Raw genomic sequence first — 19,456 nt, 5'->3', positions numbered from 1 at the left:
GGATGTCGCCGACGCCGTTGATGGTCACGGTGCCCGCCTGCCCCCCCCTGCCGCCATGGCCCCCGACGGACGCCCCGACGGTGATGGATTGCTGCGTCGAGGCCGAAACGCTGACGGTCGAGGCCGAACCGCCATTGCCCCCGCCGCCGCCGATCGACTGGGCCAGCACGCCCGTCGAGTTCGCCCCCAGCGTCGTCACGCTGCCGGAGCCGGCAAAGGTCACCGCATGGCCGCGCCCGCCGGTTCCGCCCGAACCGCCGATGGCGACCGACGCGCTCAGGCTCGGCCCGATGCTGACCCCGGCACTGAAGGCGAGCGCCGAGCCGCCATTGCCCCCGCCCCCGCCGACGGATTGCAGCACGATCCCGTCGGAATTCTCGCCTTCGGTCCGGATTGCCCCGGCGCTGGAGAGCGACACCGCCCCGCCATTGCCGCCGTGCCCGCCCGCGCCGCCGACGGCGACATCGGCCGAAATGCTGTCGGTGTCGCTGCCAACGGACAGGCTGTAGGCATGCGCGCCGCCGCCATTGCCGCCGCCCCCGCCGATGGATTGCAGCACGATGGCGTCCGAATTGGCGTCATGGGTCGTGACCATGCCATTGGCCGTGCCGGACACCCGGCCGCCATCGCCGCCCGTACCGCCGCGCCCGCCGATGGCGACCGCCGCCGAGAACGACACGCCGTCCGCATAGGAGGTCGACGACGAGCCGGCCGAGCCGCCATTGCCCCCGCCCCCGCCGATCGACTGGGCCAGCACGCCGACGGAATGGGTGCCCGCGCCGTCGACGAGATGGGCGTTCGTCGTGTTCTCGGTTCCTGTCGTGACCCGGGATCCCGTGTCGAGCCTGATATCGATGGCACCGCCGTCGCCGCCGGAGGCGCCATTGCCGCCCATGGAAACGGACGTTGCCAGGATCGGCGCCGACGAGGAGGCATGCGCCTGACCGCCCGAGCCGCCGCCACCGCCGATGGACTGCGCGATGACCGCCGACGAATGATGGCCACGCGTGGCGATGCTTGCCTGGTTGCCGAGCGAGACGTTCAGCGTGCCGCCATTGCCCCCGGTGCCGCCACTGCCGCCAACCGCCACGGACGAGAAATAGGCCTGCGCCCGGGCGCTGCCGCCCGATCCCCCGCCGCCGCCGATCGACTGGACGATGACCGCGTTGGCAAGGTCCCCCTCGGTCAGGATGCTCGCCAGCCGGTTGAGGTTCACCGTGACGGCGCCGCCATCGCCGGCCGCGCCGCCGGAGCCGCCGATGGCAACCGCCGAGAACACACCGGTGGCCACCGCATTGCCGCCGCGCCCGCCGCCACCGCCAACGGAAACCAGGTGAATGCCGTTGGCGAACGCACCGGACGTGTGGATGTTGTTCTGTCCCGCGGCCAGGCTCGTGCCGGTCATCTCGACGGTGACGTCGCCGCCCCGCCCGCCGGCGCCGCCATCGCCGCCCACCGCGATCCGGCCATGGCTCGCCCCGCCATCCTGTCCGCCGCCCGCCACGCTGATGCCGTAGATCGCCGTGGAGAAATAGCCTTCGGTGGTGATCGTGCCGTTGTTGGTGACCGTGATGTCGCCGCCCGCCCCTCCCGAGCCCCCGGCGGCGCCGTGGCCGCCCGCGCCGCCATTGCCGGCGACCGACTGGGTGAAGACACCGTCGGAGAACTTCTCCCGGGTCAGGATCGAGCCTGTATTGCTGACGTTGATCGTGCCGCCGTCACCGCCGTTGCCGCCGAGCCCGCCGATGCCGGAGCCGCCCGCGCCGCCATGTCCGCCGGATGTCTGGACAAGCACCGCCGTGACGCTGGTCTCGTTCGTCGTGATGCTGCCGCTGTTGGTGAGCGTGGCAAGGCCCCCGTTGCCGCCATTGCCTCCGCGCGCCCCGGTATGCACGTGCCCCAGAAGGCCGCGCTCCGAATACCCGCCCGTGTTGCCGTCCCCGCCGGTGCTGCGCACCCGCACACCCACATAGGCGCCATTGCCGACGGAGATCGTGCCGCTGTTGTTGATCGTCGCCGCGCCGCCATGCCCCCCGGAGCCGCCTCCGCCGCCGGCAAGTCCGGCGAACGCGCCCGCAACCAGGTCATCCGTCGTGCCGCCGCCCAGGCCCCCGGTCCGCCCCGTGCTGGTTGCCTCCAGCGCCGAGCTTCCGTCACCGCTCACCGTCAGCGTGCCCGTGTGGGTCAGCGTCACCGTGCCGCCCGACCCGCCGTTGCCGCCTTCCCCGCCGCTGAGCACATGCGTCCTGTTCGAAACGCCGCCATGCCCGGCCAGACCGCCAACAGCCAGGACGCCATGGCCGGTGACGCCCGTGGTCAGGGACCCGTCGACAAGGAGGTTGATCGTACCGCCGTTTCCGCCCACGCCCCCGGGCGCGCCGACAATCGCGATGCCGATATTGTATTCATCGCCGTTGCCGCCCCGGCCGCCATTCGAGACGACAGTCGTCGAAAGCACCGTGCTGTCCGGCCCCGTGCCGACCCTGCATGCCACCGTGCCCCCGGTTCCGCCGGCATGCGGCAGCACCGTTCCGTGGCCGTCGGCACCCGCGCCGCCGTTCCTGACGATATGCAGCCTGCTCCCCGCACCGGATGCATCGCAGGCTGGAGGTGTTGCGCCGTCTGCCAGGGCTGCGCCCGAAATCATGATGGCAATGAGGGAAGTTCCAAGCCGAAGCTGATCGTGCACATGTCTGTGTCGCGCAGCCTTGGCCATGATCAATGTCCTTGAATAATACCGGCACTCCCTTGATTAGTCTTTGATTCTCCCTGCCTTGTCCATGCACGAAGCCGGTTTCGGCGACCATGCGCGCCCGAATACGACGTCACATGGCTCCCGTTTCGGCGCACACCGTTCATGATGCGGAAAGGCGGCAAACGTCATTGCCGGAACGGCTGGCCGACCTTGCGGATGCCCGGCGCGGCATCGAGAACCAGCGGATCGAAGCCTGCGCCGCCCTGCTCGATCATCGAAAACAGCTGGGCGCGCATTCTGGGTTCCCAGAACTTGCTGATGTGGTCCGCGACCCCGTCGATCGCCTCCTGGCGAGGCCGCGTGCGGAAGAAACCGGCGATCTGGTTGGCCATGTAGGTGAGTTTCTCAGGCGACATTTGCGTCTTTCCGGGACTGGATGCGTGCGGGATTCGAGAAGATTTCGAAACCGTCCGACCGGCAAAGACCGACAAGGCAGATGCCGGCCGTCTCGGCCGTCTCGACGGCGGCGGCCGTCGGCGCCGACGCGGCGACCAGCATGCCGCAACCGGCCATCGCGGTCTTCTGGACGAGATCGACGGACGCCCGGCTGGTGATCAGCATGATCCCGGACGCGGGCGCGACACCCTCGCGGGCAAGCCCGCCCACCAGCTTGTCGAGCGCGTTGTGCCGGCCGACATCCTCGCGCACGGCCAGCATGCCCGCTCCCGGCAGCCAGAAGCCGGCCGCATGCGCTGACCTGGTGGCGTCGTGCAACGGCTGATGCGCGGAGATCGCCGCGATGGCGTCGCGGACCTCGCTCGCCGCCAGCGGCGCCAGACGCGTCGCGACCTGCGGCGGCGGCCGCATGGCCTCCTCCAGACTGTCGATGCCGCACAACCCGCAGCCGACCGGGCCGGCCATCGACCGCCGGCGTTCGTTCAGTCGCCGGCCGGCCTTTTCGGCAAGCCAGATCCTCAGGTCGATGCCCCGTGTCGCCCGGACGGCTTCGATCGAGACGATTTCCTCGCGTGTGGCGAAACCCTCGGTGATCGAGAACCCCGTGGCGAAATCGTCCAGATCCGCCGGCGTTGCCATCATCACCGCCTGGGTCGATCCGTTGTAGCTGAGCGCAACGGCCACCTCTTCCGCCAGTTCGCGGGAACGGGGAACGCAGCGGCCATCGCGGCACGCGACACCGGAGACGGGACGATGCGTCTTCATGGCTACTCGGCCGCCTCGATCCGCCGCGACAGCGTCGAGAATTCCTCGTACTTCTCCTGCCAGTCGGTCGGCCCGTTCGAGGGCATGACCTGCACCGCGGTCACCTTGTATTCCGGGCAGTTCGTCGCCCAGTCGGAATAGTCGGTGGTGATGACATTTGCCTGTGTCGTCGGGTGATGGAAGGTCGTGTAGACGACACCCGGCGACACCTTGTCCGTGAGCGTCGCCCGCAAGGCGGTCTCCCCGGACCGGCTGGCCAGCTTGACCCAGTCGCCGTCCTTGACACCGCGCACCTCCGCGTCATGCGGATGGATCTCCAGAAGGTCCTCGGCATGCCAGACAACGTTCCCGGTGCGCCGGGTCTGTGCCCCGACATTGTATTGCGACAGGATGCGGCCCGTGGTCAGCAACAGCGGGAAGCGCGGACCGGTCTTCTCGTCCGTCGCGATATAGTCGGTGCGGATGAACCGCCCCTTGCCGCGCACGAACTCGTCCACATGCATCACCGGCGAGCCGTCCGGCGTCTCGTCGTTGCAGGGCCACTGGACCGATCCCTTTTGATCCAGCAGCGCGTAGGAGACATTGGCGAAGCTCGGCGTCGTCGCCGCGATCTCGTCCATGATCTGCGAGGGATGGGTGTAGGTCCAGTTGCCGCCCATTGCATTGGCGAGCATCTGGGTCACCTCCCAGTCGGCGTAACCGTTCCTCGGCGCCATCACCTTGCGCACCCGGTTGATCCGGCGTTCCGCGTTGGTGAAGGTTCCGTCCTTTTCCAGGAAGGTCGAGCCCGGCAGGAACACATGGGCGTAATTGGCGGTCTCGTTGAGGAAGAGGTCATGCACGATGACGCAGTCCATCGCCGCAAGACCGGCCGACACATGCCGTGTGTCCGGGTCCGACTGCAGGATGTCCTCGCCCTGGCAGTAGAGGCCCTTGAACGTGCCGTCGACCGCCGCGTCGAGCATGTTGGGAATCCTGAGGCCCGGCTCGTCGGAGATGGAAACGCCCCATAGCGTCTCGAAGATGTCGCGCACCTCCTGCCCGTTGACATGCCGGTAGCCCGGCAGCTCGTGCGGGAACGAGCCCATGTCGCAGGAGCCCTGCACGTTGTTCTGGCCGCGCAACGGGTTCACGCCGACGCCCGGCCGGCCGATGTTTCCGGTCAGCATGGCAAGGTTGGCGATGCCGATGACCGTGGTCGAACCCTGGCTGTGCTCCGTCACGCCAAGCCCGTAATAGATCGCGCCGTTGCCGCCCGTCGCGTAGAGCCGCGCGGCCGCGCGCAGGTCCTGCGCGGGAACGCCGGTCAGGCTTTCCACCGCTTCCGGGCTGTGCTTTTCGTCGGAGACGAATTCCGCATAATCGGCGAACGCGTCCACATCGCAACGCTCGCGGATGAACGCTTCGTCGAACAGCCCTTCCGTCACGATCACATGGGCCAGCGCCGTGACCACGGCGACATTGGTGCCCGGCCGCAGCGCCAGGTGATGGGCGGCCTCCACATGCGGCGTCTTGACCAGGTCAATGCGGCGCGGATCGACGACGATCAGCTTCGCCCCCTGGCGCAGCCGCTTCTTCAGCCTGGAGGCGAAGACCGGATGCCCGTCGGTCGGGTTGGCGCCGATCACCACCACCACGTCGGTCTGCTCGACACTGTCGAAATCCTGTGTGCCGGCCGAGGTGCCGAACGTCTGGCCAAGGCCGTAGCCGGTCGGCGAATGGCAGACCCGGGCGCAGGTGTCGGTGTTGTTGTTGCCGAACACGGCGCGGGTCAGTTTCTGGACCAGGTAGGTTTCCTCGTTGGTGCAACGCGACGAGGTGATGACGCCGATGGCATCCTTGCCCAGCTCATACTGGATGGCGCGCAGCTTCGTCGCAGCGAAGGACAGCGCCTCCTCCCAGGAGACCTCGCGCCAGGGATCGGTGATCTTCTCGCGGATCATCGGGTTGAGGATGCGGTCCTTGTGCGAGGCATAGCCATAGGCGAAGCGGCCCTTGACGCAGGAATGACCGCGATTGGCCTTGCCGTCCTTGTAGGGCACCATGCGCACCAGCTCGTCGCCGCGCAGCTCCGCCTTGAACGAGCAGCCGACGCCGCAATAGGCGCAGGTCGTTACCACCGACCGGTCGGGCGTGCCGATCTCGATCACCGACTTCTCCTGCAGGGTCGCCGTCGGGCAGGCCTGCACGCAGGCGCCGCAGGAAACGCATTCGGAGGCGAGGAAATCCTCGTGCATGCCGGCCGAGACCCGGCTGTCGAAACCGCGCCCCTCGATGGTCAGCGCAAACGTGCCCTGCACTTCCTCGCAGGCCCTGACGCAGCGCGAGCAGACGATGCATTTCGCCGGATCGTAGGTGAAATAGGGGTTGCTCTCGTCCTTCGCCATCCATTGCGGATTGGCCTCGCCCGAGGTGTTCTTCGCCCTGAAATGCGTGTCGACGGCCTCGTAGCGCACCTCGCGCAGGCCGACTGCACCGGCCATGTCCTGCAATTCGCAGTCGCCATTGGCCGCACAGGTCAGGCAGTCGAGCGGATGGTCGGAGATATAGAGTTCCATCACCCCGCGCCGGAGATCCTTCAGCCGGCCTGTCTGGGTGCGCACCACCATGCCCGGCTCCACCGGCGTCGTGCAGGAGGCCGGCGTGCCGCGCCGGCCCTCGATCTCCACAAGGCACAGCCGGCAGGAGCCGAAGGCGTCGACCATGTCCGTGGCGCAGAGCTTGGGGATCTTGATGCCCGCCTCCACCGACGCGCGCATCACCGACGTACCTTGCGGCACCGTGACGTCGAAGCCGTCGACCGTCAGGGTGACCATCGTCTCCGACGTTGCCGCCGGTGTGCCGAAATCGGTTTCCTTGATCAGGGTCATGGCTCTACTCCGCCGCTTCGGCCAGGGGCCGGGGGCTGAAATCCTGCGGGAAATGGGTCAGTGCGCTGACCACCGGATAGGGTGTGAAGCCGCCCAGCGCGCAGAGCGATCCCGCCTTCATCGTCTCGCAGAGGTCCTTCAGCAGCACGATCTGCTCCTCCGGCCGGTCGCCCCTGGCGATCCGGTCGACCGTCTCGACCCCGCGCACCGCGCCGATGCGGCAGGGCGTGCACTTGCCGCAGCTCTCGATGGCGCAGAACTCCATGGCGAACCGGGCCTGGCTCAGCATGTCGACCGTGTCGTCGAAGACGACGAGGCCGGCATGGCCGATCAGGCCGTCCTGCGCCGCGTAGTCCTCGTAACCGAAGGGCGTGTCGAACAATTCGCGCGGAAAGTAGGCGCCGAGCGGCCCGCCCACCTGCACCGCCTTCACCGGCCGGCCGCTTGCCGTGCCGCCGGCGATCTCGTCGACGATCTCGGCAAGGCTCAGGCCGAAGGCGGCCTCGAACAGCCCGCCGCGCGCCACGTTGCCGGCGATCTGCAGCGGAATTGTACCACGCGAGCGGCCCATGCCGAAATCGCGATAGAAGGCGGCCCCGCGCTCCAGGATGACCGGCACGCTGGCCAGCGAGATGACGTTGTTGACCACGGTCGGCCGGCCGAGGAACCCTTCCAGCGCCGGCAGCGGCGGCTTTGCCCGCACCACCCCGCGCTTGCCCTCAAGACTGTTCAGGAGCGAGGTCTCCTCGCCGCAGACATAGGCGCCCGCGCCGACGCGGATCTCCATGTCGAAGGCGTGGGCCGAGCCCAGCACCGAACGGCCGAGCACCCGCTCCTGCCGGGCGATCCTGACGGCCTCGTTCATCACCTCGATGGCGTCGGGATATTCGGACCGCAGGTAGACATAGCCCTTCGTCGCCCCGACAGCGAGGCCGGCGATGACCATTCCCTCGATCAGCGTGAAGGGATCGCCCTCCATCAGCATCCGGTCGGCGAAGGTGCCGCTGTCGCCCTCGTCCGCGTTGCAGACGATGTATTTCTGCGGCGCGCTCGCAGCCGCGACGGTCTTCCACTTGATGCCGGTGGGAAAGCCCGCCCCGCCCCGGCCGCGCAGGCCGGAGTCCGTCACTTCCCCGACAATTTCCGCAGGGCTCATGCCGATCGCCCGGCGCAGGCCCGCCAGCCCGCCATGCGCCTGGTAATCGGCCAGCGACAGCGGATCGATGACGCCGCAGCGGGCAAAGGTCAGCCGCGTCTGCCGCTTCATCCAGTCGAGCTCTTCCGTCGGGCCGAGGGCCTTCGGGTGGTCCTCCCGCGCCTCGAACAGTCCCGCGACACCGGCAACGTCCATCGGGCCGAAGGCACACCGTCCGTCCGGCCCGTCGATCTCCACCAGCGGCTCCAGCCAGACCATCCCCCGGCTGCCGTTGCGCACGATTTCCACGTCGACGCCGCGCCGTTCGGCCTCAGCCGCGATCTCGGCCGCCACCGCATCGGCGCCCAGCGCCTTCGCCGCCGCATCCCGTGGAACGAAGATCCTCATGCGCCCACCTCCGCCAGCAGGGCGTCGGCCCGTGCCCCGTCCACCCGTCCGACAAGGCGCCCGTCGACCATCGCCGCGGGAGCGCAGGCGCAAAGTCCGAGGCAGAAGACCGGCTCAAGCGTCACGTTGCCGTCCGCCGTCGTCTCGTGCCAGTCGACGCCGAGCCTGTCGCGCATCCGTTCGGCAACGGCATCGCCGCCCATGGACTGGCAGGCCTCGGCGCGGCACAGCTTCACCACATGCCGGCCGGCGGGCTGCTCGCGGAAATCGTGGTAGAACGACACCACGCCATGCACCTCGGCGCGGCTCAGGTTGAGCCCCTCGGCGATCACCGGCAGGGCATCGGCCGGGACGAAGCCGAACTCCCGCTGCACCGCATGCAGGATCGGCAGAAGCGGCCCTTCGAGCTCCGCAAGTTCCCCGACCACGGCGTTGGTCCGTTTCACGATTTCTTGCGGCGACAATTGCAGAGCCATCTCTTTCCTCCCGCGATGCGCCTGTATCCGGAAACTCTGCAATACGCGGTGAAACATCAACAGCGCTGTACCGTTGAGCGATTGCACATTCCTATAGATGAGCGAAGCACTCCACTTTTACGCATGCCGGCATCCATCGCACCGGACGCGGCGGTGCGTCACCCGGCGGCGCCCAACCTCCCCGCCCTCCCCCGCGTCCTGCCTCCCCCGCCCCTCCTCCGCGTCCTGCCTCTCCCGTCCCGTCTCACCCCGCCGCATGCCCGCCTTCCAGCCGCATTCACGCCTCTTGCGCTGTGTTTTGTTATACTATAACAATCACGCCGCTTCGCAGTCATCCGGCCGCCCGTAGAGGGGGCCGGCACAACCGGTGGACCCTCCCCATGCCGCCTCGCCTTTATGTTGACGCGCATCGCGCCGGCAACTATCCCTTGTCCCCACGTGCATGGTGGCCCGGATCTCAGGTCCGGGCTGAAAAGGGAACGCGGTTCAAATCCGCGGCTGCCCCCGCAACTGTGAGCGGCGAGCGATCGGCCATCAGCCACTGGAGACATCCGGGAAGGCGGCCGCTTCGTGACGACCCGCAAGCCAGGAAACCTGCCTGCACGCGTCTTTATCGGTCCGGGCGGGGTGCACCGGAGCGCCTGGTGCGCCGTTCGATCCGATCGCGTGTGCTTCGCGTGTCTGCGCTCCCCGTTCCGGCCCTGCCGATGCACCGGATGCGTGGATGAGCGAATGACCATTGCGACAAGGCTGCCCCTTGAGGCCAACGGGGTGAATTTCTCCGTCAAGGACGAGATTCGCGACTACTGGACGAACCGCGCCGAAACCTTCGACCTCTCGTTCGGGCACAGGATCCGCACCGATGCGGAGCTCTCCGCCTGGGTCTCCCTGTTCCGCCGGCACGGGCGGATCGCCGCCGGCTCCCGGGTGCTGGAGCTCGCCTCCGTTACCGGCGAAATCACCCGCGTGCTCACACGCATCGGCTGCGACATCGACGCCATCGACCTCTGCGAGGCGATGATCGAGCGGGCCCGCCGCAAGCATCCCGAAACCTGCGTCCGTTTCCACCTCGGCGACGCCGAGAACACCATGATGGCCGACAACGCCTATGACGCGGTCGTCTGCCGGCATCTGGTCTGGACGCTGGTCGACCCCGTCGCCGCCTTCGCCGACTGGTGGCGCGTGCTGAAGCCCGGCGGGCGGCTCGTCATCGCCGACGGCGACTGGGTCTCGGCCACGGCCCTCTCCCGTTTTCTGCTGACCGTGTCGCGCATGCTCGACCGTCTCCGGGGCATCCGCCCCCTGTGGGATCAGGCGGCGCACGAGCGGATCATGGCAAAGGTCCACTTCCGTGAGGGCCTGAAGGCCCGCGAGCTTCACCTGATGCTGGCCGATGCGGGCTTCACCGGCGTGCAGCTCGACACGCTCTCCTGCGTGCGCCGCCGCCAGTGGCGGGCGGCGACCTGGAGCGAGCGCCTGCGCCTGGCGGCAACCTATGGCGGCCGCACCTTCCTGCTGTCCGCCACCAAACCCGCAGCCTGACACCAACACCCGGACCCGTCACCCGCATGACCACTCCCCCTCTCGCGGAACACGCCCCGGACAGCGCCGGCCCCCTCGCCGGCATCGCCCTCCGGCTTGCGGCAACGGGCCTGTTCGCCTGCATGTCCCTGTGTGTCCGGCTCGCCTCCTTCGAGGCGCCGGTCGGACAGATCGTCTTCTGGCGCAGCGCCGTCGCCCTGGTGCCCATCGTCATCTACCTGATGATCCTCGGCCGCTTCCCTGCCGCGCTGGCAACGCGAAACCCGCTCGGGCATCTGCGCCGCAGCGCCTTCGGTTGCGCGGCGATGTTCTTCTCCTTCCTCTGCCTTGCCTCCCTGCCTCTGGCGCTCGCCACGGCCCTCGGCTTCCTCGCGCCGCTCGTCGCCATTCCCTTTGCCATGATCTTCCTGAAGGAGCGGCCGGCCCCGCTGGTGATCGGCGCCGCCGGTCTCGGTTTCGCCGGCATCGGATTGATGCTCGCGCCGGCCTTCAACGGACCGGCCCCCGACATCACGACCCTTGTCGGCATTGCCGCCGGGCTTGCCTGCGCCATCACCACCGCCTCGGCGAAGGTCGAGATCAAGCGGCTGACGGCGAGCGAGCCGGCAGGAACAATCGCCTTCTACTTCGCGCTCGTCTGCGCCCTCGCAGGGCTTGCCACGGCGCCCTTCGGCTGGAGCGATGCCAGCGGAACGACGCTTCTGTGGCTCGCCGGCGCGGGCCTTTGCGGCGGCCTTGCCCATATCGCCATGACGGAGGCCCTTGCCCGCGCGCCCGTCTCCACCCTCGCCCCGTTCGAATACACGGCGATGATCTGGGCCATGGGCTTCGATCTTGCCGTCTTTGCCCTTGTTCCCTCTCCCCTCGGCCTCGCCGGCGCGGCGGTGGTGGTCGCCGCCGCCGCTCTCATCGCTTTCGCCCCCGGATGGCGCCCCGCCCGGACCCCCGCCACGCAAAGGATGACACCATGAGCCTTGCACATCTTTCCCGACGACGCTTTCTGGCCGGCACGGCGCTGCTTGCGGGCGCCGCCGCCCTGCCCTCGCGCCTCGCCGCCGCGTCCGGCGCCACGCAGCTGCGCATCGCCCAGCCCTGGGAGATCCGTTCCACCGACCTCGCCAATTCCGGCTATTCCTTCACCCGTCCCGGTGTCGTCGAAACGCTGCTCGCCGTGGACGGGAAAGGCCGCATCGAAGCCGCGCTGGCCGAAAGCTGGTCGGTCAACGAGGAGGCGACGCAATGGCGGCTCGGCATCCGCGAGAACCTCGTCTTTCATGACGGCACGCCCTGCACGGCGCGCGAGGTCGCCGCGAGCCTTGAGCGCCTGGTCGGCGAATCCCTCTATCTCAAGAGCGCCGGCATCGGCTCGATCGACGTCGAGGGCAATGACCTCGTCTTCTCGCTGGAGAGGCCCTTCGGTCCGTTCCTCTCCTATCTGGTCGACAACTCCGCGGCCATTGTCGCCCCGTCCTCCTTCTCGGCCTCCGGCGCGATCGAGCGGCCCGTGGGCACCGGCCCCTTCCGCATCGCGGAGCTCGAGCTTCCCCACGCCATGCGGCTGGTGCGTCACGAGGCCTGGCGCGGCGGTAGGGGCACCGTGGAAACGGTGCAATACGATGCCGTTCCCAATGGCGAGACGCGCGGCAATATCGCCATCGCCGGCGACAGCGACCTCGTCTTCAACATCCCCGCGCCGAGCATCCGCCGGGTGGAGGCATCCGGCCTGATGACGATCGACCGGCCGGTCGTCCCGCGCGTTCACACCCTGATGCTGAACTGCGCCAAACCGCAATTTTCCGACAGGCGTTGCCGCCAGGCCATCAACATGGCTCTCGACCGGCAGGCGATCGCCACCGGCATCATGCGCAATCCGGCGCTCGCGGCCACCCAGTACATGCCGCCGGTTCTCGCCAACTGGCATTTCGACGACATCGCCCCGCACCGCAAGGACGTTGCGGCCGCCAACGCGCTGCTCGACGAAGCAGGCTGGGAGCGCGGCGCCGACGGCATACGCGGGAAGGACGGTGCCCGCTTCTCCGGGACGATCCTCACCTTCGCCAACCGGCCCGAACTCCCGGTCATCGCCACGGCGATGCAGGCCCAGTTCCGCGAGATCGGATACGATCTGGCCATCCGCATCGGCGAATGGACGGCCATCGTCGAGGCGCAGCGCGACGGCAGTCTCGACATGGGCCTGACGTCCCGCAACCTGGCCATTGTCCCCGACCCGGTCGGGACGGTCGCCGTCGATTTCGCCAGCGACACCATTCCCCCGGGTGCGGCGGGAACCACCGGCTGGAAGAACGAGGAGCTGCGCAGTCTCGTCGAGCACTACCTGCGCGAGGGCGATGCGGAGCGTCAGGCGGACCTGCGCCGGGGCATCATCGGCATCATCCACGACGAGCTGCCGCTCATCCCGGTCGTCTGGTACGACCAGATCATCGCGGTGAACCGGCGCCTCTCCGGCTTCCGGGGCGATCCGTTCGAGCTGCGCTTCAACCTGCAAGACGTCGCGTTGTCGGGATGACGCCGCTCGCCCGCATCATCGGCGCCCGCCTCGCACAGGCCGTTGCCGTCGCACTCGTGCTTGCGACGCTCTGCTTCGCCTTCGTTCAGGCCCTGCCCGGCGACCTCGCTCTCAGCATCGCCGCCGCGCGCACGGGTCAGGACCGGCTGACGCCGGAACTGACGGAGCGCATCCGCCGCGAGGAAGGGCTCGACCGGTCCCTGTCCGAACAGTACGCGACCTGGATCGGCCGGCTCGCCAGAGGCGATCTCGGCGTCTCAATGGTCAGCGGCAAGCCGGTGAGCGAGGAACTGGCAACCCATGCCCGGCTGACGCTGGTGCTCGGGCTGGCCGGCTGGCTGCTCTCCTACATGATCGCGATCCCCCTCGGCCTTGCCGCCGGTCGCCGTCCCGGCGGCTGGCTCGACCGCATGACCCAGGGGCTGGCCGTGCTCCTCGCCTCGACACCCGCCTTCCTTGTCGGCGTGCTACTCATCTCTCTGTTCGCGCTCTGGCTGCGCTGGCTGCCGCCTGCCGGCTACCGCTCGGCTGCCCACATGGTGCTGCCCGCGCTGACGCTTGCCCTTGGCCTTGCCGCCTATTCGGTGCGGGTCGTGCGCAATGCCGTGGTCGATGTCCACTCGGCTTTCTTCATGACCTATGCGGAGATCCGCGGCCTGCCGCCGGGCGCTGCCTTCCGCCGCCACGGGCTGCGCAACGCCGCCATTCCGGTCGTCACCTTCATGGCGCTCCAGATGGCCTACATGATCGACGGTTTCGTCGTCGTCGAGACACTGTTCGGCTATCCGGGTCTCGGCAACCTGTTGATCCGCTCGCTGCTCGCCCGCGACATTCCGATGATCATGGGCGCCGGCCTGCTGATCGGCCTCGTCTACGCGCTCGCCAACCTTGCGGCGGACCTTGCCTGCTACCGGCTCGACCCGCGCCTGCGACGGATGGGCACCGCATGAACATCTCCAACCCCGCCCGCCCGCGCCGCCAGCCGCCGGCATACGGCCTTCGGGTGGGCCTTGCACTTGCCGGCCTGCTCGCCGCATCGACCCTTGCCCCTTTCTGGCTTCCCCTGCCGGACCCGAACCGCCAGGACCTGATGGCGGTGCTGGCGCCGCCCGGGGCCGCCCATCTTCTCGGCACGGACCATCTCGGCCGCGACATTCTCTCCCGCGTTCTTCATGGAACTCCCCGCTCGCTCGGCATCGCGCTTGCCTGTGTTGCATCGACGTCGGTCGTCGGCGTGCTGCTCGGCCTTGCGGCCGCCCTTGGCGGCCGTCTCGCCGACAGTCTTGTCATGCGGCTTGCCGATCTCGTCCTCGCCTTCCCCGGCCTGTTGCTGGCATTGCTGCTGGCCGGGCTCACCGGCGGCGGCCTGTTGCCCATGGCGATCGGCATCCAGATTGCCCTCTGGCCGCTCTTTGCCCGCATGGCACGCGCCAATGCACGCGTCGCCTTGCAGGAAACCCATGTCGAGGCTGCCCGGCTTGCCGGCTTCTCGAACGGCCATATCCTGCGTCACCACCTGTTGCCGCCCGTGCTGCGCCAGTCCGTCTCGCTCGCCGCGCTCGGTGTCGGCTCCGCGATCCTGACGATTTCCTCGCTCGGCTTTCTCGGCCTTGGTCTCGAGCCGCCCACGCCCGAATGGGGCGCGATGATCGGCGAACTGCTCCCCTATGCACCGGAAGCGCCGGTGCAGATCCTGGCGCCCTGCCTTGCCATCGTCGCAAGTGTCCTGGCCTTCACCCTTGTCGGCGAGAGCATCGCCGCGCGCCTCACCGGAGGACGGGAATGACCGCACACGCCTTCTCGCTCGACAGTCTCGAAATCGTCGACCGGACCGGGACCCTGCTGTTGAACATCGGCCCTCTCGTCCTGCGCTCCGGAGAGGTGCTTTGCGTCATCGGCGAGACCGGTTCCGGCAAGAGCCTGCTTGCCCAGGCGGCCATGGGCCTCTTGCCCGGGGAGCTTGATGCACGCGGCACGTTTCGCTTTGCCGGCGGCAGGACCGTGGATGCGGGAGATAGAGCCGGCCTGCGCGCACTTTGGGACCGCGAGACCTGCATCGTGCCGCAGGAGCCGGCGGCCGCACTCGACCCGCTTGCCCGCATCGCCCGGCAGCTCGTTGTTCCCGCCAGCGGATCGGGGATCGCCGACCAGCTTGCCCGTGTCGACCTTCCGGCCGCGGCCGGCGGCCTCTACCCTTTCGAGATCTCCGGCGGCATGGCGCAGCGCGTGCTGATCGCCAACGCTGCTGCCAGTCCGGCCGGGCTTGTGATCGCCGACGAGCCGACCAAGGGGCTCGACACCGACCGCATCGGGCGGGTCACCGGCCTTCTCCGGCAGCTCAACGACGAGGGAAAGACGCTTCTCGTCATCACCCACGACCTTACCGTGGTCCGCGCGCTTGCCGGCCGCGTCGCCATCATGAAGGACGGCGAGATTGTCGAGACCGGCGCGACGGACGAGGTCCTGACACGGCCCCGGCATCCCTATTCGCGGGCCTGGCTCGCCGCCGATCCGCGCAACTGGCCGGCCTGCCCGACCTGCCTTGCCTCGAACGACGTCATGCTTGCAGCGCACGGCCTCAGTGCGGGCCACGATCCGGCCCGCCCCCTCTTCCGCGATCTCGACCTGCACGTGCATCGCGGCGAGGTGCTGGCCGTCACCGGTCCCAGCGGGGTCGGCAAGAGCACGCTCGGAAACGTTCTGCTCGGCTTGTTCCCGCCGCTGCACGGTGAGGTATCCTGGCGCGGCTGCGACATCCTCCGCGATCGTCGCGGGCTGCGGCGGCTGCGGCGGCGGTTCCAGAAACTCCACCAGGACCCCGCCACGGTCTTCGCGCCCCATCGCAGCGTCGGCGCGCAATTGCGCGATGTCATGGCCCTTTCGGCCGGGCGCCCGGACATGGAGGCCCTGCGGCCGGTTCTCGAGCGCCTGCGCCTTGCCCCGGCCCTGCTGCGCCGCCGCATCGGCGAGGTGTCGGGCGGCGAGGCGCAGCGACTGGCGCTGGCCCGCCTGCTGATGCTCGATCCCTGGCTGATCGTCGCCGACGAACCCACCTCGCGGCTCGATCCGATCGTCCAGCGCGAGACGATGATGCTGTTGCGCGACTGCGTCGCCGAACGCGGGTTGTCGCTGGTTCTGGTCAGCCACAATGCCGAAATGGTCCGGGCGGTCGCCGACACCGTCCTGCATCTGGACGGAACGGCCGGGGGCCGGCAGGAGCCGGTCGCGGCCGGCCGGCAGCCGTGGCCGGTCGCAGCTCCGCTGGAGGCGATCGGCTGAACAAATGCGACAATCTCGATAAAACGCCGTGCAATTTGGCGCATTTTTTGTTCGAGATTGTCGCGTTTGCACAATTCTGCCGCGCCGATCTCGTCGCTTCAGGCGTGCATTCGGCGCTCCGGCCGCCGCGCGGGGCCGGGACTTGTGCCCGCTCGCGGCGCGGGGAAAGGCATGCTCATGGCCGGCCGGAACCGGCCGCCGGCCTCACGGCACGACCGGAGCGGAGAGGATCGCCAGGCACTCCTCGTCCGACCGCCGCCTGCCCTTCTGGCGGGCCTGCGGGTCGGTTTCCGGCAGCGACAGCGACCGGTTGATGATCAGGATATGCTCCTGCAACAGGGCTTGCGCCGCCCCGAATTCCCGGCGGGCGACGAGGTCGCGCAGTTCGATATGCTCGGCGAAGGAGCGGCTCCAGAAATTGCCCTCGCCCGACTGCAGCCGGGCCCGCAGCGCCTCCAGCGCGTTCGCCGTGAGATCGTAGGCCTTCTCCAGGTAGCGGTTGCCGGCCATCTGCAGGATCGCCCTGTGATAGGCGCTGTCGGCCCTGCTGTAGAGCCACCATTCCCCCACATCAATGGCGTGCTGCATCTGCGAGATCGCCCCGTTCAGCCGATGCACCAGGGCGTCCGGATCCCGCGCCAGGGCCATGTCCAGCGCCTCGCGTTCGAGCATCGCGCGGAAGCGGCTCATCGCCTCAACGTCCTGCCGCGAGGGGGTGACAACATAGGTGCCCGCCTGCGGCACGATGGTGACAAGTCCCATGTCGCGCAGGTCCATGAAGGCCGCGCGCACCGGTGCCTTGCTCATGCCCAATGCCCGCGCGATCTGCTCCTCCGACAGCCGTTCGCCGAACTCGAACTTGCCCGAGACGATGGCTTCGCGAAGCCGCTCGCAGGCGTCCTGAGTTAGTGACAAGGCCCTCTCCTTCCCGGTCCGGGGTGCGTTTCAACGCGGACGACAAGCCTGAAATCACCTGAATTCCGGACTTTTTCAAGCGCGATAAAAACCGTTTGACAATTTTTCAAATTCTAGAATTCTAGAATAGAAACGTCAATCGCCAATCGCGCTCCAAGAACTCCAAGAGGTTTCCATGACCCGCCTTCGCCTGCTCACCCCCGACGCCCAATACCCGGACGACGCCGAGATCGAGCGGGCGACAGCCGGCGACGAGGTGGACTGGGATATCCACCGGGAGCGCAGCTTCGAGCACCTGCCCGATGCGGCATTGCGCGGTTGCGATGCGATGGTGGTCTGGCACGAAATGCCGGTGACGCGGGAGATGATCGCCAAGCTGGAACGGTGCCGCATCATCGTGCGGGCCGGCGTCGGCTTCGACCATATCGACCTCGCTGCCGCCGCCGCCGCCGGCATCCCGGTCTGCAACACGCCCGACTACGGCACCAGCGAGGTGGCCGACCACGCCATTGCCCTGATGCTGACCCTGCGCCGTGGCATCGGCTCCTACCACCGCAACCTCATGGCCTCGCCGCAGGAGGGGTTCGACCATGCCCGCGCGCCGCTTCTCGCCCGGCTCCGGGGCAAGACCTTCGGGATTGTCGGGCTCGGGCGCATCGGCATCGCCGCAGCGCTCAGGGCGAAGGCCTTCGGCATGCGCGTTCTCGCCTATGACCCTCTCGTCTCACGCGGAACGGAGATTGCTGTCGGCGTCGACCGCTGCGACCGGTTGGAGGAACTGCTCGCACAAAGCGACGTCGTCAGCCTGCATTGCCCGCTGACGCCGCAGACGCTGAAGATGTTCGACGCGCAGCGCCTGTCGATGATGCAGCCGCATGCGGTGCTGATCAACACGGCGCGCGGCGCCATCATCGACATGGACGCCCTGCTCGACGCCCTGCGCAAGGGCACCATCGCCGGCGCCGGTATCGATGTGCTGCCGGTCGAGCCGCCGTCTCCGACAGACGCCATCGCCCGCGCCTATGCCAACGGCGCCGACCCGATCGTCGGGGAACGGCTGTTCGTCACCCCGCATGCGGCCTGGTCGAGCCCGGAAAGCGTTGCGGACGCCCGCCGCCTGTCGGTGGAGACGGCGATGCAGTTCCTGCGCGATGGCAGCCTGCGCAACCTCGTGAACACACCGGTCGCAAGACCGTCGGGCCAAGCCGCCTGACAGAAACAACCGACTTCGCGGGACGCACCCGCGACACGATCCAGGGACATGGGATCAGCCAAACATGTCCGCCAAAGGGAGGAAAACCATGAGAAAGACACTGATCAGCGCCGTCATGGCGGCCTGTCTGATGACCGGCACCAGCGCGGTGGCACAGGAGTTCCAGTTCACGTTCCAGTCGGTCGACCCGGCCGGCAACCCCAATTTCGCCATCCAGCAGGCCTGGACGGACCGCGTGAAGGAGATGTCCGGTGGCCGTCTCACCATCGAGCTGCTGCCCGTCGGTGCCGTGGTCGAATACAACGAGACCCAGGAAGCGGTCGGCTCCGGCATTCTCGACGGCCACATCACCGATGTCAGCTATTTTTCCGGCAAGGATCCGGCCTTCGGCCTGATCGCCAACCCGACCGGCGCCTGGTCGTCGCCCGACGAGATGTTCCGCTTCATCAACTACGGCGGCGGCCACGAACTGATGAACGAGCTGGAAGGCCCCTATGGCCTGCGTTTCATCGGCGCGACCACGACCGGTCTTGAGGGCTTCGTCTCCGCCCGCCCGCTCGACGGCGTCGACGACCTCAAGGGCCTGAAGGTCCGCGCGCCCGAGGGGCTCATCCAGGAAGTCTTCGCCGCGGCAGGCGCGGTGCCGGTCAACCTGCCCTATTCCGAGGTCTATACGGCGCTCGACAAGGGCGTGATCGATGCCGCGGACTCCACGGTCTTCTCGACCAATCACCAGCAGGGCCTGCACAAGGTCGCCGCGCACCCGGTCTATCCCGGCTTCCACTCCATGCCGCTCGTCGAAGTGTCGATGAACCTGGACAAGTGGAATGCACTGCCGGCCGACCTGCAGGCGATCCTGACGGTCTCGGTTCGCGACTTCGCGCAGGACTCCGTCGCCATCCTGTCGATGAACGACCTGAAGGCCTATGCGGAAGCCACCGCCGACCCGAACATCACCGTCCATGACTGGTCGGCGGACGAGCGGGCAAGGTTCCGCACGATCGCCATGGACCAGTGGGCCAAGGTCGCCGAGCGCTCGGAAAACGCGCAGAAGGTCTATGACAAGCTGACCACCTACCTGAAGAGCCAGGGCCTGCTGAACTGACACGGCCCGAGCGGCCCGAGCGGTCCGGGCGCCTACGTGCGCCCGGACATGCGTCCGGAAGTACGCTCTG

Annotated in this window: 14 protein-coding genes, 1 pseudogene and 1 riboswitch; of the genes and pseudogenes, 8 read left to right on the top strand and 7 right to left on the bottom strand. The window is 68.2% G+C overall.

From position 1 onward, the window contains the following. From ACN0T5_RS02295 to ACN0T5_RS02270, 6 genes and pseudogenes are all read right to left on the bottom strand, one after another. Positions 1–2,458: pseudogene (locus ACN0T5_RS02295) on the bottom strand (hypothetical protein); the annotation flags it as partial. Between the two features lie 422 nt (positions 2,459–2,880). Then, the gene (locus ACN0T5_RS02290; protein ID WP_417766993.1) at positions 2,881–3,111 is read right to left on the bottom strand and encodes a formate dehydrogenase subunit delta; all 231 of its coding nucleotides are present in this window, start codon (positions 3,109–3,111) and stop codon (positions 2,881–2,883) included. Further along, positions 3,101–3,916, bottom strand: a complete 816-nt coding sequence (gene fdhD, locus ACN0T5_RS02285) for a formate dehydrogenase accessory sulfurtransferase FdhD (RefSeq protein WP_417766992.1) — start codon at positions 3,914–3,916, stop codon at positions 3,101–3,103. Before fdhD ends, ACN0T5_RS02290 begins: the two co-directional genes overlap by 11 nt. Positions 3,917–3,918: 2 nt before the next feature. After that, a complete protein-coding gene (gene fdhF / locus ACN0T5_RS02280) occupies positions 3,919–6,786 on the bottom strand; it encodes a formate dehydrogenase subunit alpha (RefSeq protein ID WP_417766991.1) in 2,868 nt (955 codons plus the stop codon). A gap of 4 nt (positions 6,787–6,790) precedes the next feature. Next, on the bottom strand, positions 6,791–8,329 hold the full coding sequence (locus tag ACN0T5_RS02275; RefSeq protein ID WP_417766990.1) for an NADH-ubiquinone oxidoreductase-F iron-sulfur binding region domain-containing protein: 1,539 nt from the start codon (positions 8,327–8,329) through the stop codon (positions 6,791–6,793). Then, a complete protein-coding gene (locus ACN0T5_RS02270) occupies positions 8,326–8,805 on the bottom strand; it encodes a formate dehydrogenase subunit gamma (RefSeq protein WP_417766989.1) in 480 nt (159 codons plus the stop codon). The genes ACN0T5_RS02275 and ACN0T5_RS02270 overlap by 4 nt, the downstream gene beginning before the upstream one ends. A gap of 425 nt (positions 8,806–9,230) precedes the next feature. Beyond that, positions 9,231–9,422, top strand: a riboswitch (cobalamin riboswitch). 115 nt (positions 9,423–9,537) lie between these two features. Here ACN0T5_RS02270 and ACN0T5_RS02265 point away from each other — a divergent pair. Genes ACN0T5_RS02265 through ACN0T5_RS02240 form a run of 6 tightly spaced genes read left to right on the top strand, consistent with a single transcriptional unit; the run spans position 9,538 to position 16,153 of the window. After that, positions 9,538–10,347: a methyltransferase domain-containing protein gene (locus tag ACN0T5_RS02265; protein WP_417766988.1), complete on the top strand. Its 810-nt coding sequence runs from the start codon at positions 9,538–9,540 to the stop codon at positions 10,345–10,347. 26 nt (positions 10,348–10,373) lie between these two features. After that, positions 10,374–11,318, top strand: a complete 945-nt coding sequence (locus ACN0T5_RS02260) for a DMT family transporter (RefSeq protein ID WP_417766987.1) — start codon at positions 10,374–10,376, stop codon at positions 11,316–11,318. Further along, positions 11,315–12,874, top strand: a complete 1,560-nt coding sequence (locus ACN0T5_RS02255) for an ABC transporter substrate-binding protein (protein ID WP_417766986.1) — start codon at positions 11,315–11,317, stop codon at positions 12,872–12,874. The genes ACN0T5_RS02260 and ACN0T5_RS02255 overlap by 4 nt, the downstream gene beginning before the upstream one ends. Continuing rightward, positions 12,871–13,824, top strand: a complete 954-nt coding sequence (locus ACN0T5_RS02250) for an ABC transporter permease (RefSeq protein ID WP_417766985.1) — start codon at positions 12,871–12,873, stop codon at positions 13,822–13,824. The genes ACN0T5_RS02255 and ACN0T5_RS02250 overlap by 4 nt, the downstream gene beginning before the upstream one ends. Then, positions 13,821–14,660: an ABC transporter permease gene (locus tag ACN0T5_RS02245; protein WP_417766984.1), complete on the top strand. Its 840-nt coding sequence runs from the start codon at positions 13,821–13,823 to the stop codon at positions 14,658–14,660. Before ACN0T5_RS02250 ends, ACN0T5_RS02245 begins: the two co-directional genes overlap by 4 nt. Further along, positions 14,657–16,153 carry an ABC transporter ATP-binding protein gene (locus ACN0T5_RS02240; RefSeq protein WP_417766983.1) on the top strand — a complete coding sequence of 499 codons (1,497 nt, stop codon included), beginning with the start codon at positions 14,657–14,659 and terminating at the stop codon, positions 16,151–16,153. The genes ACN0T5_RS02245 and ACN0T5_RS02240 overlap by 4 nt, the downstream gene beginning before the upstream one ends. Positions 16,154–16,357: 204 nt before the next feature. Here the strand turns inward: ACN0T5_RS02240 and ACN0T5_RS02235 are convergent, their stop codons facing one another. Next, positions 16,358–17,068 carry a GntR family transcriptional regulator gene (locus ACN0T5_RS02235; protein WP_417766982.1) on the bottom strand — a complete coding sequence of 237 codons (711 nt, stop codon included), beginning with the start codon at positions 17,066–17,068 and terminating at the stop codon, positions 16,358–16,360. A gap of 175 nt (positions 17,069–17,243) precedes the next feature. Here ACN0T5_RS02235 and ACN0T5_RS02230 point away from each other — a divergent pair, with 175 nt between their 5' ends. Further along, entirely contained in the window at positions 17,244–18,281 is a 1,038-nt protein-coding gene (locus ACN0T5_RS02230; protein WP_417766981.1) for a C-terminal binding protein, read from the top strand. Positions 18,282–18,369: 88 nt separating this feature from the next. Beyond that, positions 18,370–19,386 carry a TRAP transporter substrate-binding protein gene (locus ACN0T5_RS02225; RefSeq protein WP_417766980.1) on the top strand — a complete coding sequence of 339 codons (1,017 nt, stop codon included), beginning with the start codon at positions 18,370–18,372 and terminating at the stop codon, positions 19,384–19,386. Positions 19,387–19,456 lie beyond the last annotated feature (70 nt).

It is taken from the genome of Stappia sp. (genome assembly GCF_048261845.1).
Taxonomy (GTDB): domain Bacteria; phylum Pseudomonadota; class Alphaproteobacteria; order Rhizobiales; family Stappiaceae; genus Stappia.
Note: the sequence above shows the minus strand (reverse complement) of the source record. Positions and strands in the feature narration are given on the sequence as shown.

What these genes read in the sequence shown, in the direction of transcription:
- ACN0T5_RS02290 (WP_417766993.1), bottom strand. Translation starts at nt 3,111, where the DNA reads ATGTCGCCTGAGAAACTCACCTACATGGCCAACCAGATCGCCGGTTTC.
- fdhD (WP_417766992.1), bottom strand. Translation starts at nt 3,916, where the DNA reads ATGAAGACGCATCGTCCCGTCTCCGGTGTCGCGTGCCGCGATGGCCGC.
- fdhF (WP_417766991.1), bottom strand. Translation starts at nt 6,786, where the DNA reads ATGACCCTGATCAAGGAAACCGATTTCGGCACACCGGCGGCAACGTCG.
- ACN0T5_RS02275 (WP_417766990.1), bottom strand. Translation starts at nt 8,329, where the DNA reads ATGAGGATCTTCGTTCCACGGGATGCGGCGGCGAAGGCGCTGGGCGCC.
- ACN0T5_RS02270 (WP_417766989.1), bottom strand. Translation starts at nt 8,805, where the DNA reads ATGGCTCTGCAATTGTCGCCGCAAGAAATCGTGAAACGGACCAACGCC.
- ACN0T5_RS02265 (WP_417766988.1), top strand. Translation starts at nt 9,538, where the DNA reads ATGACCATTGCGACAAGGCTGCCCCTTGAGGCCAACGGGGTGAATTTC.
- ACN0T5_RS02260 (WP_417766987.1), top strand. Translation starts at nt 10,374, where the DNA reads ATGACCACTCCCCCTCTCGCGGAACACGCCCCGGACAGCGCCGGCCCC.
- ACN0T5_RS02255 (WP_417766986.1), top strand. Translation starts at nt 11,315, where the DNA reads ATGAGCCTTGCACATCTTTCCCGACGACGCTTTCTGGCCGGCACGGCG.
- ACN0T5_RS02250 (WP_417766985.1), top strand. Translation starts at nt 12,871, where the DNA reads ATGACGCCGCTCGCCCGCATCATCGGCGCCCGCCTCGCACAGGCCGTT.
- ACN0T5_RS02245 (WP_417766984.1), top strand. Translation starts at nt 13,821, where the DNA reads ATGAACATCTCCAACCCCGCCCGCCCGCGCCGCCAGCCGCCGGCATAC.
- ACN0T5_RS02240 (WP_417766983.1), top strand. Translation starts at nt 14,657, where the DNA reads ATGACCGCACACGCCTTCTCGCTCGACAGTCTCGAAATCGTCGACCGG.
- ACN0T5_RS02230 (WP_417766981.1), top strand. Translation starts at nt 17,244, where the DNA reads ATGACCCGCCTTCGCCTGCTCACCCCCGACGCCCAATACCCGGACGAC.
- ACN0T5_RS02225 (WP_417766980.1), top strand. Translation starts at nt 18,370, where the DNA reads ATGAGAAAGACACTGATCAGCGCCGTCATGGCGGCCTGTCTGATGACC.